The organism is Bradyrhizobium sp. Kon58 (assembly GCF_055807455.1).
The window spans coordinates 171773-185749 of the sequence record NZ_JBVVOT010000012.1; the positions used below are offsets into that span (position 1 = coordinate 171773).

The following is a 13977-nucleotide window of genomic DNA, read 5'->3' on the forward strand; positions in this document are numbered from 1 at the left end:
GTTAGCTGCGCGCCGCGGCTTGTTCAGTATTACTAGAAGCGTTCGACATTTCGACCTCACAAGGGACTAGGAGATCGTGTCTGCCCATAACGACATTTGAAGGGGGGTTACCCACAGGTTGGTGGGGCGGGTCCTTTGTCCTCGGTAAGTTTGGACAAGCTCAAACGTTGGACCCCACTAGAGTGCAGCGTTCGACGCAGCGAATAGATATTTTGTTCGCCGAACGCCTAGAACGTTAAGTGCTTTCCAAAGCGCGAAGGAGTACGTGGATATGACTATCATTCGTGCAATTGCTCTAGCTGCAACTGCCTTATCATTCGGCTTGCTGGGCGGAGCGATCGAGCAGCGAATTGGCTCTCCAAGCACGAAAGCGCCTGCACTAATCGACCCGGAGGGTCTTGCTAGGGGCACTGGGGAAATGTGGGCGGATAGGGGAACTGGCGGATCCCCAGTTCTGTGGAATATGGACGATCGCGTCATGGTCGGCGGTGCTGCGCATCATGTTTCGTCAAAGCGAGGCGATACGACCACTACGTGGCTCCACGATCCGCCCATGGGTCCTGAGTGGATTCCCCGCGATAGCCAACTAATGTCGATAGCTACGCATGGCAACATAGCGATAGCCGGGGCATCACGGTCAAGCGACTCATCGCGTGTTGCCAGTGGAGCGCCTTCAATTGGTCTCGTCGGATATGCCATATCAGATCGTGATAAAACCTCTGGCTTCGGAGCTTACCTCGAATGCCAGATCGAGCCGGGTGTAGGGAGAGGATGTTTCGGAGCGGAAATCGACGTCAAGAATAGAGGAGCTAATTCGATCGGTACTCCGTACGGCGTTGGTATTGGAGGTCACGCTTTATGGCTTGCTGGCGGTGGAGATGGGTCCTACGGCGGACCATCAGCTAACCCCAGCACCTCCGCGATAACCGTGGTAAAGAATTCAAATACATGGAATTCAGGAATTATTTTTTCGAAGGATTCGATAACAGGATGTGACGGGTCTGGCTCGACCTGCCAAGCGGTAAAGTTTGCTATCGGTCAACTGACTTGCTGGTTCTCTTCAAGTTCGAGAAGTGCCTGCGTGGGCGGATCATCTGTAGATGACGGTTCGAAGGTCGTCTTCACTCTGCCGCAAGCTTATCGTCCAAAGTCTAGCAGAAGCACGTGTGCTACGGGCGCAATCTCTTGGGACGCCTCATATATCTACCTTTGCACGGAAGATAATCTTTGGAGGCGAGCGGAACTGTCTGCGTTTTAGCCGCATTGCGGCGGTGCGAGCTAGATCCAGAAGTGCTTTTGAAGGGACTCAGTTGAGCTGTAGAGCTTTGAGTCTCGTAAGTTGCAGACTTTCAAGAATTTCTCGAAACCAAACGTATCCATTGTCAAATCGGCAAAGCGATCGACGATTTCAAAATATCGCTCCTTCAAGACGCGCGAATGAGGGGCGAGATTTGTAATGACTAAAAGTCCGGTAGGGACACAGTCCAGTGAGTGAATTCTTAAGTCAGGACGAAATTCTCGAAGAATTGGCACGAGCTTCCACACGTCACCGGTCCACCATTCGGGATGGCGCGTAGTCCTTCGACGAGAATCCGAAATATCCCGAAGTGCATTCAGCGGATGAGGAGGAATACAGTCATGCACGCAAATGATGGAATTCGGGCTGCAGTAGGTCTCCGTGTTCATGAAGTCTCTCAACAAGAATTCGAAAAGATGCATTCCGTCAAGAAACGCTAGATCTATTGTTGTGCCGAAGATCGCCTTGAGATCGACCTTGCGAAAGAATTCGTCGCTTGTCATTTGATATAGGGCAACGAACGGCTTTTTGGCGATGACCTCGACCGACAGTGCGAACTGTGGATCCACAGCTACGCTGTTACATGAGGCCAGTCTCAGCGTTGCACCGTTGAGGGTGCCTATTTCGAAATAGGAGCGCGGCCGAAATACCTCGTGCAAGCGTTGAAGAAGTTGATCATAGCTAATTCCGGAAAGAAGAATTTCTTGATTTTCAAGATCTACAGTGATCGGCTGGGTTGTTGGCACGTTGCTCCTCAAGGATCTATTTCTTAGCAATAATCCAAAACGAAATTGGCCGTTCCGGGTGATTTTGCATCGCAAGTTGATAGATCGGATTTCTCGGATCGCCCGGAAGATCGCTGCGCTTGATTGGGCAGACACTGTAGAACGGAGAAGTTAATACTCAAGTATCCTTCGTATTAAATTTACCGGCCCCTTCCCACCGAATTCATGGTCAGAGATGGTGGTACCGGCCTAGGCCTATCTCCAGGCTTCATCCCCAACATGACCGCTACGACGGGTGAAAGCAGAGGTGCGGTCCCATTGGAATCGCCAGCATTGCAGGTTGAAAACTAAGAGAGTTGACTTAGAGTATATTCTTTAGGGCGTGCGTAAATACTATCCGATGTAAGACGCACGATTGGGCAAATGATAGCTATAGACGAAATTGTATCTTCATACGTTAAATTGCGAGATGAAAGCGCTTTGCTTTCTTTGCAGGCTCTACGTCAAAAAATACTAGCGGCAGCTGACGAGAATAGCCCATTTTTCTCAAAATTGCGCGGTCAGTGCCTCGAAGAACTCGGCGTGATTGAGGCTGGGCTTTCTAAGCTTCGGCCGGGAGAACGATCGAACTGCCAAACGGGATTGCCGCCGAACGAATTCCTGTCTCCCGAGAAAGTTGCTGTGGCGGCAGTTGCTGTCGAGACAGTCTCGGACGGTACCGCATCTTATGACTGCGATCCGGATGCGCCGGCTCGATGCATTGACAAAAGGTGCCTCGAATCAATCCGTGGTTTACAGTTTCCGATCACAAAGGACTCACCCATTCCTGAAAGGGAGACCTTGCCGGCATTCCTTCCTAAGGGGCTGTGCGAATTTCCGCCCGACGTTTATCTAAATTTCAGGACGGATCAGGCGTGGAAGAAAGCTGATAACCAGGTAAGCTCAGCTACGTCTTCAGTCGTTGTCTCTCGCGACTTTGATTCACCGGCTGTCGACTGCGAAAGCTGGCCAATCGTCATGTCGAACACGCTTGCTCGCAGCAGCGAAGGGGCGGCGGTCTGGGAGGAGGCCATGAACGCTATTCGCAATAACTCAATGCAGGGTGCGGTTGCCGGTTCCCCCGGAGTTTTGCCAACAAATTGGCGTATACAAAGTGCTCCGACAGGACTGAGGCGAACAATTGCACTTGGCTCAACCGATGGCGTTGAATGGATTGATATAGGCTGGCAAGGCGAGGCATCAAGCGACGCGCCGATTCAAGTCGTTGCAGATACTGTGCAGCTTAAGTCCATCGCCGCCTCAAACGGCCAAGTGTGGGCAAATTCGATGTTTTTCCAGGTAACGAAGGACGATCCGAGTGTGACGGGTCTAAACTTTGAAGTCTGGCAGTACGACAACGCGGAGCCGCCTGTGTTCGTAGGCGGCAGTGGTGTCTCCGTATACGCTAACAGGCTTGCTTGGCAGCGTATAAGCGCCGTAACGTTGCTCAAGACTGGCGGGGCAACAGCGTGGATCCAGCCGATGATTCGATGTGCAAACACGATCCTTGCCGGAACCAAGTTGGACTTTGCTATGAGAATCGGCTGGCCCCAGCTGGAACAGAAGGCCATAGTTACCGCTCCGATCAGGACAGCCGGACATGCCGTTCATCGCCGCACTAAATATTGCAGCCTTGCACTGACGAATTTGCGAGCGTTCGAATCGTCATTCTCCGTATACGTGAAGGGTACACCAAGAACCCCTGTATCCAACCCGGCGGTGCAGTCAATTGTTGAACTCTCGGCTGATGGCACCGGTCGATATTCGTTCATGAGAGACGCCGTGACCGGCGAGGCATTCGTAGGAATTTTCGAAGAGGGGCAGGGTGACCTTGCTCGGCCAGGCCTTCTCGTATGGATGCAAGATACACCGGGGAAACTAGCTGGTGCGTTTACGCCGAGTGACAAGGTCGTCGCGTTCAACGGCCTGCTGGGATCCACCCATTATGCGGCATTATCTGCCACGCCTAGCAGCGTGATGATCGGATCTGGCAACAACGGCACAGGTTCGTGGTGGAATGGAGATGTTGAGGAGATTGCCATATGGTTCACCGAGCGGGTCCCCGATGCCTTCCTTCAGAGCATTACAAGGTAGCGCGATGAGTAAATGCCCCAGCTATGGTGTAGCAGTGCAGGAAATGCCGGCTAAGCGAGCGAGCATTTAAGGGCCTGGGTACGGCCCTAAACCTGCCTAGCTCGACTTGCCCTTTCGGCGGTCGCGCCGGAAGGCGGTGCGGCTCCAGTGCCGGTCAGTCGACTTGTATCGAACGGGACCGTGGATGCCGATCACACGTTGCAGATGGTCGAGATCGAACACCTGGGTCCGCCGAAGAAGATCACCCGGACGTCCGGTTGCCCACTCCAGACCGAAGGCTGGGGTCGACAGGCCCTGGCCGGTTCAAAGCCAGACCAGATCGGTATCGACGCGGTTCGTGTGCGCCGTGTCCATGTCGAGGGCGCGGATGATGACGGGATGCACTAAGCGTCACAGCGATGAAGCCGCTGCCAATCGAACCTTGTCCTCCCGACCGGAATGCCTCTTACCCGGGCAATTCGTAGGCTGGGCTGGACTCCCATAACTTTCTCGCGATAGGGAGGGGTGAGATCTGCACGTTAGTCCACCAAGTTCGCTCGTTACCGTGTCGGTGCAGCTCGCGGTGGTGAGACCGGCACAGTGGTACAGTAAACTCGTCACTGACCTTTCGGCTGAGGGCTCGCGGTTGAGCAAATCTCAGGTGGTGGGGATCCGATGGTGACTGCATGCAGACTAGGCAGGGCTGCCCCCGAACAAACAAAAGGTGGGCCTTGCTCCGCTTGCGCGGAGGCTCTTTCGGGAAGGCGAGAGCGGGAGCGGGGTGACCCGCCTCTACTTCGGCTATTCCGCTGTCCGCTACAGTTTCTGTGACGGGATGCACAGTGGGACCTTGATTTGCTGCCGATGAATCTTGTTTGCTGACGTTTGCTTCGGGGGAGGCCACCTCCTCAAGCCGCGACTGATAGGCTGCCTCGACGGCAGTTGCGTCCGCCGCCTGAAGAGTGTTTTTGATCGGTAAGTTGGTCTTGGCCCAAGCAAGCAGGTCGTCGCTCGGGGCTAGGCGTTGAAGTTCGCCTAGCAAGCGCGTCCGCACTTCGGCTGATTGGTGCGAATCCAGTGTCGGCGCGCGGTTCAGAACACTTTTTGTGGGTTTACCCTTTGGTCCTTGAGCGGCTTGTGGAAGAGGTGCCGTCGGAGCAGGGACAACCAGGTCTGGGGCGTCCAGATCGTCCTCGCCGGCAATGCCGACCAGGGTAAAAAGGGCATACCGACGAGCATATGTGAGCGCCGCGCCCATTCGATGCGGCGCTTCGGTCTCCTTGCCAGCGCAGACTGGCCAGTCCGACGAAATCCATTCGCCGGAGGAATGTGCGAGCATGGTCGTCAGGCGGATCTGCCCAGTGTCAGCTTCGATGCGCGTGGTCTGGATTGTTGCGATCTCCTGCTGGCTGAGGGTCTTGCGGACGATATCCAATCCGCTCGCGAGCGAGGCATAGCGGAAAGTTCGATCCGATTCCCGTGGGAAAGGTGATTGAATGACGGCGGTGAGACTCTTTTCCGGATTGGTAAGCTGGGCCTGGGCGCGAGCCAAGGCTGCCGCAATGGTGCCGATGCCCTCACTGGACTGCATGGACGACCTCCGTCTGCATGGCGTCAAAGCTGATGGCGCCGGACTTCGATCGTTTGGCCCTAACGCCGTGCCCGATCGCCTCCTTGGCGTCCTCTGGGACGAGCTTCTTGAGCTCTCCCTTCGCGAGTTCATGCTCGCCATGGGCATTTCGGGTTCGCAGGTAGGTTGCGGCAAGATCCGCCCAGGAGTTCGAGCCGGACATGTCGACGACCTTCACCGCCTCCAGCCGGGGCCGGGGGGCCTCGATCCCGAACAGGAGAGGCGGCTCGCCGGTCTGGACGCAGCGCCAGAATCGCTTTTCCGCGGTCAGCAGCAGGTGTTGGTAGAGCGGATCGGCACTGACTGTGATTTCAACCCACTTGCCTCCCCCGGTGATAATCGAGAGCACGGCTGAGCGCGCCGCGACGACCCACATGTTGTGCTGCAGCTGCGCCATATGCTTTTCGGCGGCCGCCTCTTCGGAGAAATTCCACGGCAGCATGAATTTGGCCTCAAATACCGCTCCCGTTTGCTCGACGCGTCCGTCCAGGGTGGCTCCCATCCACTTATGAACGGAATGCCGCACGTGGCGCTGGACGTCACGCACCGTTTGCTGTGAGTTGCGCTCGTACCAGGTGCGGTTGAGGTCTTCAGTGATGGTCCCTAGCTGGACGATGAGTTCGTGGCTGAGGTCTTGTGGCTCGATCTCGCCACGCTTTTCGCGCCAGAGTCTGACGAGCTTGTCCTGATCCTCTCCCATGATGATCCGGGCGTCTGAGCCGCCGATGAACCACCGTCGTTCCTCTTTTTGTTTTGCCGTAATGCGCGAATCCATTCTAATACCTCGTTGAACGGTTTGGTTGATAATAAATCAGATGGTGTAAAATAACCCATATGGGCAAATCTGTCAGAAGGTCAGTCCAGCGCTATTGGGATCTCAGATTCGTGCAGCTCGCGCGCTCCTGCGATGGAGTGCCGAAGACCTAGCGGACGCTGCGGCTCTCGGCGCAAATACCGTAAGGAGAGCCGAAACCGGCGACGGTGAGACCACCTTAACCGCTGCTAATGACCGCGCTATCCGCAACGCCTTGGAAAGCGCTGGGGTAGAGCTCATTGATGAGAATGGCGGGGGCGCCGGCGTTCGTCTTCGTAGATCAACACGGTAGTTCTTGTGCCGCTGACTGGCTTCAATGGAGTCGCACGATTCTGCTTGTCGGATCAGCAGAAGGAGTTGCGGCTGCGATATGCGGCCGCTCTTTCCCGCATCGCACGTTCCCGCTGTGCGATCTTCCCCGGACCTGAGATCATTCACGTTGGTTGCCAATAGATCTGCCGTGCGACAGGCGAGCATCATTGGCCAAAAAAGATGTTCTTCAGTTAGGACAAAATCACATGTCACGGCCTAAAAAGCAGAAGGTGCCGGCAAAGCTGTTTCGCAAGCCGAATGCGATGAAGCACGGCGCGTTCTCAGCGATCGACATCCTCCCGTGGGAGAATGCAGAGGACTTTGAAAAGATCTGCACTGAGCTGGCGGACCAGTATCATCCCCGCGGCCCCCTCCAAGAAGACTGCATCAGGGGCATCGCAATTTTAATGTGGCGCAAGCGACGGGTACAGCACAAGCGATCGATCGACTTCGCAGCTGAATTCGAGCGCATTGAGTATAAGGTTCTGTGGCAGAATCCCTTGCCGCCATCCGACACGTTCCTTGATCATGCAAAGGAAGTCTCCGCGAGCATGCGGGATACCGGGCGCGATCGCGTGAAAAGCGATTATGAGCAACTCTTCAGCTTCAGCTCCAGCCTTTATCGATACATAGGCGTTTCGTTCTTGCCGGGTATGATAAAAATGCTGCCGAAGGAATTCGCAGATCACTTGCAAGAAAAGGTTCGTCCGGAAGATTTTCCGGATCGTTCGGACTGGGTTGTTGCGATGAAACGCGAGGTCGACCAAGTGCTCCTCCCGATGGTGAAGAAGCGCTACCCATTTCCAACCGGGTACTACGAGGCCGCCGCAAAGCTTGCGACATCAGAGCGGATACTCGCCGATTTGGATCTCGAAGAACGTTTCGACACAGCGATTGATCGCTTGTTGAAGCGGTTCTTCAGCTTACAGATGGCAGACGACTTGAATGACCGGAAGCTCAAAACGGTAACGTCCAAGGGTTAGCCGAGCACCAGCGCGAAAGAGTGAGCCCGGAAAAAGACTGCCGACCAAGCGCGGCCGAGACCGTAACATGAGATCCACGAAGAGGAGTCTTAGCTGAGTTTGGATTCTTCAGAACGCATGGAGCGAGCCAAAGGTGCGACCGGGAACCATCGATGGGACATTGGGGACAAAGACGCAGGAACGACAATAGCAGTGCTTCAGTTCGACGACTCATATAACTTCCAGGCAAGTCCCGCTCCGGGCGGGTCGACGACGCCCCGCCGGGCGGCACCTTTCACACGCCCCAGACCGCCCGGCGCGGCTCCTCAACGGCAGCCGGGCGCCCGGGTGGGCGCTAAACGCCCGCCGGTTTAGGTTTTCGGAACCTGCCGAACACGAGTGGCTGTAGCGCTGCTCCCTATCCATCCGCGGGCGCTGACGCCCGCCGGCTACCTAGATCTGGTTCCGTGGCGCTGAACACCGGGCCACCATCGCCTCTCTGGGCGAAACCTGTAAGCTGGATGAGGTCGATCCGCCTGCCTGCCTACCTGACCGCCCCCGCACCAGGATCGTCAACGGCCATCCAACAGCGACATCGATCAGCTGCTTGCGTGGTCCTATTGCCGTCCCGACTTCAAAGCGGTGGCCTGAGGACGGCGCTTACATGAATCGGATTGCGGGATATCACTGAGAGCAGCAGCTTACGCGGCCATTCACAAGTGCGCCTGCTTGGATAAGAACATCGTCAACAAGTAACGCGTGATCTGGTGAGACGAGCAGGTCACGCCACGGCATATTTGGACCGAGAGCGCCGGCCTTGACGCGGATCGGAAGAGCGCGTTCCTTGTCGCCGAATACTGTGGACACAGTCTGCCGTCCAATCCAGCTGATAGGCATGATCTGCCCGTCGCTGCAGAGCACCATGTCGCCGCGTTTCAGACTCTCGACGGCGACTTCGCCAGACCGTGGCCATTTTGTCTGGCCGATGACGGTGGGCGGTGTGGTGGGGCTGAAGCTAGACGCAAAGACGCTCTTTTTGCACCCCTTGGATTCGGCCATACTGCATCAGTTAATTCTGGTTTAAGTTTTTGAGTGGGGGTAAATGGCCCTGGATCGATGCCGCATCGGGATCATCATCGTCGGCTTCCGCAATCCTGAAGACGTACGGGCTTGCCTCGCCGCACTATCGCGTTCAGCGGTTGAACCGCGCTTTGACGTTTTCATTTGCGAGAACGGCGGAGACGGGGCATTTGCTCTGCTGTGCGAAACACTGATCGGGCCGGGAGGGCCATGCACCAGAGGCGCGGATGCGCCCCCGGACGCTCCGGCGGCCGTTTCTTCGGGACAGATCGAAATCGCCCCGTTGGCGCTAAAGGGACGCAACACACGAGTGTGGGTTGGCTGCGCAGCGCAAAATTTGGGTTATGCCGGCGGCGCCAACGTCTGGATTCATCGCGTGTTGCCAAATCCGGAATGGGACGGGATATGGGTGCTCAACCCGGACTCAGAGCCCGAACCGACCGCTTTGAAGGCTCTGGTTGAGCGCTCTTCGGCTGGCAACAAGGGGATGGTGGGCAGCACTATCGTGCCTGATGTTCACTGCGCGACTGTGTATTGCCGCGGCGGTCATCGATGGCGGAGGATTCTCGCTGATCTTGCGTTGATTGGCCATGGCGAGCCCGTCTACGCTCCTGTAGACCTAAAGTCGATAGAGGCTGATCTCGATTGCATCGCCGGTGCATCGATGTATGTCACGAGGCGTTGCCTTGAGGACATCGGCCCCATGGATGAACGGTTCTTCCTCTTCTACGAGGACGCCGATTGGTCAGAGCGAGCAAAGAAGCACGGCCTTGGTTATGCACCTGATTCGATCGTACCGCACAAAGGGGGGACGACCATCGGATCAGCCCGCCGTCGAGCAGAAAGATCCTACCTTTCAGTTTACCTCGAAAGCCGCAATAATCTAACGTTCGTTCGGATGCACTGGCCCCGATACGTGTTGCTGGCGGGTCTGTTTGGATGCATCCAAGCGATGATGTATTTGTTCGCACGCTCGCCCAGAAACTTCCAGGCGGCCGCGAAAGGCCTATTAGCGGGTATACGAGGAGAAACAGGCCAACCACGATTTCACGACCGCTGAGGGCGGTGGTCGCTCACAGAGATAGTGGATCGGGCTTTTATTTGTGCGCGTCCATCACGCGCGTCATCGCAGGGTGCGTCCGAGTCTTTACCTTGATCCAGTCCTTCGAACGTCCGGCACCATAGCGCCGGTCGCGTCGTTTTGAGATTAGGCCCTCCGGGCCCATGCGGCAGGCAGCGCCGAACAGCTCCGGCCCGAGCTCCGCGCCCTCGAACGGCGCGACGAACATGCCGTCCGGCCGGCCGCGCAGCAGACGCGCCAGATTGGTCTTGCGCAGGCTCAGCGGCACCGGCCGCAACTCCTTGCCGCAGAGCGCGAGGATGTCTTCCGAGACATCCTCGACCAACGCCCGGCGGTGAAGGCGATGACCCTGACCGGGTTGCTGTACTCGCCTGACATCAGGTCAGTGGTGACGGTGTCGAGGTCGGTTGCTCGCGGCGATCGTTAAGCCGAAGGCCGAAAAAGCCCGACGAGGTTTAGCCCGGTAACCGGCCAGCCGGCGGCCTACGCCGCATGCTTACGACGCGAACAAAGGCAATCAGGCCTGCCAACTCGCGGCTGGACACGTCAAGGCTCCGGCAAGCTTTTGGTGTGTCGATACCAGGTTGGAGTCAGGCTATGCACCGTGAACTCGATCGTTTGATTCGGCTAGGATAGTTCAGGTGCTTGTCAAGATCCGGGCGCTTCTGCCGTCGATCGTCATCGGTCGTAGCGAGCATATGGTTGGCAAAGCTAACTCCTGCTGATCCGGCAAAAGGGGGGTACGAGCAGCAAGCGGTCGTGAAGCTCTCCGAACCTGCTGGTGCTCAAGTCAAGTCGCGATCATGAGCCGCCTCAAACAGCAGCTTCGAAGAAGGCAGCATCGAAGACCGACGCCCGACAGGATCGTGGGCTATGTGAGTTTTATATCTTCGAGTGTTGTTCCCGCCGCAAGTAAGTCGTGTACCCATCGCGGTTGACTCCCGCGTCCACACCACGTCTGTGACGGATTGTTGGGGTTTCGGTATTTTGGACGGACAGGTGGATATGCCTTCCGCGGCTTGGTCAGGTGAGATTTTAGATTGGTTCGTTGTTGGATCGTCTCGCTAATTTCGTGATGATGAAGCAAAAGGTCGTCCAACGACATGGATTGATAGTCCCTCATCGCTACCTCCCCGGTGCAGAAAAGATCTTGTAATGAAAATGCTTATGAGATGATCCCTTGATGCGCGTACGCGATCAACGCGTGGCCCGGCAAATCGGAGACAAGGTTGAAAGAATCGGCGGTGTAGTCGCCAGGTGGACGACTGCTCCGTTTTCGATTGTTAACGTGCCGCCAGTCGTCGCATTTTGGACGTAACTGATAGAGGCTGAATTGGCGTCGAAGTTGTTCAACTCGATAACATCCAGATCGTTGAACCCTGAAATCGTACCGTTGAAATGAAAGGCATCTCCGAGTGACAGGGTGCCACCACTGGTTAACCCAAAAACCACGTTGGCGCTTGAAGCGGCCTCGAAGTTAACGCCGTACCCACGCTGGTTGTTGGCCACGAGCACAATACAGACGAGGGTCCCCGCCGGATGGTGGGGGCATCGCCGAAAGCGTCACTACCCGGAGATCGACTTGGGAGCCTGAACCGGCTAGAACGATTCGCGGGGGCCTCCTTTGGCAAGGAGCGGCTTCATGATGACTTTTCCTCGTACTGCGTGTTTTGCATTCACTGTCGGACGGCGTAATTGCGGTTGCATTTGCTGCCATCCCGAAAACCGCGACCTCTTGCGGGACAGCGCCAAGTCAATCAAGCCCGTCGCCTTGCGTGCGCTGCAAGTTCTTAAGCCGGTCGCGGATATCTAAGCTTTGCGCCTGTGAGCAGACGGATCCTGTGCGGAAAGCGATCTTGGCGGGTGCCACAGCGCTCGCCGCTTGTGCGGGTGATGACGACGTCACAGGCGCGACAAATGCGTGCGCAGCCAAGTTGTATTCAACGTTTGATCAGAAGAAATTCGATCAATGCGTCAACGCGTGCATTAAGTGCGAGAACGGTGTCATGACGCCGTCTTCGACATCATGCAGGCTCAAAGGCGCCCGTTAGAGCGGCGCGCGTATGGTACAGGATTGTTTGTCCAGCAGCGTTTACAACCGTTGTTGATTTGCAGAATTTGCGACATTCCTTTTAAGTCGCCAAAAGCGTAGCCTCAGCGGCGAGACCATCGCGATACCAGGGATGAGTATGAAGCTGCGAGGTGAGGGCGGCAAGTTCGGTAGCGCCCGTGTAGTGTGCGCGATGTTCGGAATATGATCGTGCCTAGTCACCCCGCCTTCTAGAGGCAAAGAGTACCGCTTAAAGCGGCGTGCACTGTTCGCAAAGCTGCTGAAGCGGGCGTGAGGCACAGATGGCCACAAATTTACAAATCGAAGCCCATCGTAGAAATGCCAAACGGAGCACAGGTCCCAATCGGTGTCCGGTAAGGCCCGCTCCAGGCCAACGCGCTGCGCCATGGACTGTCACGACGGGAGACGAGCAAAGGTTCGTCAATTGAGCGCATCTGCTTGTCGGATCATCGCCGCTCTTGGTATCAAGGCGACCGCGGATATTGCCTCGCCAAGATCCATCACATTCGCTTTGACATGCTGACTGCGCTATTGACCTTGCTCGAACAGGTCGATGCAAAGAGCTTGCGCTGCCTCGAGCGCTACGAGCGGGCGGTGCTTGCAAAGCAGAAAAGAGGCTTCGCGGTTTGGCCAAAGCGCAGACGTGATCCGTGAATGGGTCGGTTCCAGCTTCTCGTCGCGGCGCATGACGTCAATTGGCTCCTGCAAGCGGCGGGCACTGCAGCTTATCCGCGTCTTCAAATCCTCTAAATTTAAACCACGTCTCCCAGTTTTTAAACCAGCCGATTGGGCAGCGTTCGCTCCGCCTGGACCCAGCACCATCCAACAGCACCCGGCCCCGAGTTGCGCGCGAACGAAGGAAACGCTTTGACTCAAGGCACTAGGCGTTGATTGCGCAGTCGCACACCGAGGGAGCAGCGCGGCCCCTGCGGGCAAATTGCTTCCCACGCTGGAGGACGCGCGACGGCTCCATTTATGAGGATTTAATTCGTTTTAAATCGACGCTCGACGCTAGATGTCTGAGGCCCAATTTCCGCCAAACTCGAAGCCATTTTTAGCTTCGGGGCAGGATTAACCCGTAGGAGTCCTGCATATGTTAAGACGAGTTTTTGTCGCGTTTGTCTTGGTCATTGTCGGGGCCACCGCTTCAGAAGCGCGCCGTCCAAATTTTGATAAAGCGCCTGAGTGCAACGTCACGATGCCCTGCGACTTTTCGTTTTCGCAACCATATCAATTCAGCAATTCACGACGATCGCAGACGCTTCGGTTAGCACGCGCTCGGATGTCGTTTGCTGAAGCCACGGTAGACCGAGGGCAAGTCGTTGGTAGCCGGCCGGCAGGCTGCCCTCGCGCCTTCTGCGGATGCGGTGCATCCATCAAGGTGTTTGGTCGCATCGTGCCGGACTTAAATCTCGCGTCCAATTGGCTACGATTTCCTCGCGCAACGCCAGCTCCGGGAATGGTTGCCGCGCGGCATGGTCACGTGTTTGTCCTAGAGCAGCATGTTAGCGGCGACGTATGGATGGCATACGATGCCAACTCGGGAGGAGGCGCGACGAGAATCCACGCGCGCTCTCTACGAGGTTATACGGTCGTCAATCCTCGCGCCTGAGGCGATCGCACGGCCGGTGGGGCGTTGGACGACGACCCTCCGGCCGAGCGGCGACAGCGTCTGTCAGCAGGCTTACCCTCTGCCTCCTGCCCGTGACTAACCGTGCTTCAACGCGGCCTCAAAGACCTTCCTCAAGTCGGGGTCTCCTAAAATCTCGTCCGCGGCGCTGAACTCGGCCACTGGCTGCCAATCTAGATCCTTGGTCGCTTCAGGCAGAATCGAGGGTTGAATGCGTAGGCGGTGCGGCCGGTGCGTTCGCCAGATGCGCCTTGCTCAACGAA

12 protein-coding genes and 1 pseudogene are annotated in these 13977 nt (G+C 56.5%); 6 read left to right on the forward strand and 7 right to left on the reverse strand.

Annotated features, from left to right (window positions below):
- Positions 1–1278: 1278 nt before the first annotated feature.
- Entirely contained in the window at positions 1279–2043 is a 765-nt protein-coding gene (locus tag AC0L20_RS21150) for a class I SAM-dependent methyltransferase (protein ID WP_473291768.1), read from the reverse strand.
- Between the two features lie 402 nt (positions 2044–2445).
- Between AC0L20_RS21150 and AC0L20_RS21155 the strand changes: the two genes are divergently transcribed.
- Both AC0L20_RS21155 and AC0L20_RS21160 read left to right on the forward strand, forming a co-directional pair.
- Positions 2446–4155, forward strand: coding sequence for a hypothetical protein (locus tag AC0L20_RS21155; RefSeq protein WP_473291772.1), 1710 nt, complete (start codon positions 2446–2448; stop codon positions 4153–4155).
- 180 nt (positions 4156–4335) lie between these two features.
- On the forward strand, positions 4336–4542 hold the full coding sequence (locus tag AC0L20_RS21160; protein WP_473291776.1) for a hypothetical protein: 207 nt from the start codon (positions 4336–4338) through the stop codon (positions 4540–4542).
- Positions 4543–4600: 58 nt separating this feature from the next.
- Here AC0L20_RS21160 and AC0L20_RS21165 read toward each other — a convergent pair whose 3' ends face one another.
- Both AC0L20_RS21165 and AC0L20_RS21170 read right to left on the reverse strand, forming a co-directional pair.
- Positions 4601–5725, reverse strand: a complete 1125-nt coding sequence (locus AC0L20_RS21165; protein ID WP_473291779.1) for an ERF family protein — start codon at positions 5723–5725, stop codon at positions 4601–4603.
- Positions 5712–6539, reverse strand: a complete 828-nt coding sequence (locus AC0L20_RS21170) for a YqaJ viral recombinase family protein (protein ID WP_473291781.1) — start codon at positions 6537–6539, stop codon at positions 5712–5714. Before AC0L20_RS21170 ends, AC0L20_RS21165 begins: the two co-directional genes overlap by 14 nt.
- Before the next feature lie 518 nt (positions 6540–7057).
- Between AC0L20_RS21170 and AC0L20_RS21175 the strand changes: the two genes are divergently transcribed.
- Positions 7058–7873 (forward strand): hypothetical protein, encoded by an 816-nt coding sequence (locus AC0L20_RS21175; protein ID WP_473291783.1) that lies wholly within the window; start codon positions 7058–7060, stop codon positions 7871–7873.
- 448 nt (positions 7874–8321) lie between these two features.
- A pseudogene (locus AC0L20_RS21180) lies at positions 8322–8503 on the forward strand (transposase domain-containing protein); the annotation flags it as partial.
- A 33-nt stretch (positions 8504–8536) separates the two neighbouring features.
- On the opposite strand, the gene AC0L20_RS21185 reads toward AC0L20_RS21180, so the two are convergent.
- The gene (locus AC0L20_RS21185; protein ID WP_050992595.1) at positions 8537–8911 is read right to left on the reverse strand and encodes a Hint domain-containing protein; all 375 of its coding nucleotides are present in this window, start codon (positions 8909–8911) and stop codon (positions 8537–8539) included.
- A gap of 43 nt (positions 8912–8954) precedes the next feature.
- Here AC0L20_RS21185 and AC0L20_RS21190 point away from each other — a divergent pair, with 43 nt between their 5' ends.
- Positions 8955–9992, forward strand: a complete 1038-nt coding sequence (locus tag AC0L20_RS21190; RefSeq protein ID WP_473291786.1) for a glycosyltransferase family 2 protein — start codon at positions 8955–8957, stop codon at positions 9990–9992.
- 37 nt (positions 9993–10029) lie between these two features.
- Here the strand turns inward: AC0L20_RS21190 and AC0L20_RS21195 are convergent, their stop codons facing one another.
- The 3 genes from AC0L20_RS21195 to AC0L20_RS21205 form a co-directional block, all read right to left on the reverse strand.
- Positions 10030–10338, reverse strand: coding sequence for a DNA ligase-like domain-containing protein (locus tag AC0L20_RS21195; RefSeq protein ID WP_231171074.1), 309 nt, complete (start codon positions 10336–10338; stop codon positions 10030–10032).
- A gap of 546 nt (positions 10339–10884) precedes the next feature.
- On the reverse strand, positions 10885–11136 hold the full coding sequence (locus AC0L20_RS21200; RefSeq protein WP_083843193.1) for an H-NS family nucleoid-associated regulatory protein: 252 nt from the start codon (positions 11134–11136) through the stop codon (positions 10885–10887).
- Positions 11137–11210: 74 nt separating this feature from the next.
- Positions 11211–11522 carry a hypothetical protein gene (locus AC0L20_RS21205; protein WP_157234047.1) on the reverse strand — a complete coding sequence of 104 codons (312 nt, stop codon included), beginning with the start codon at positions 11520–11522 and terminating at the stop codon, positions 11211–11213.
- A gap of 1000 nt (positions 11523–12522) precedes the next feature.
- Between AC0L20_RS21205 and AC0L20_RS21210 the strand changes: the two genes are divergently transcribed.
- On the forward strand, positions 12523–12738 hold the full coding sequence (locus AC0L20_RS21210; RefSeq protein WP_473291792.1) for a hypothetical protein: 216 nt from the start codon (positions 12523–12525) through the stop codon (positions 12736–12738).
- Positions 12739–13977: the final 1239 nt, after the last annotated feature.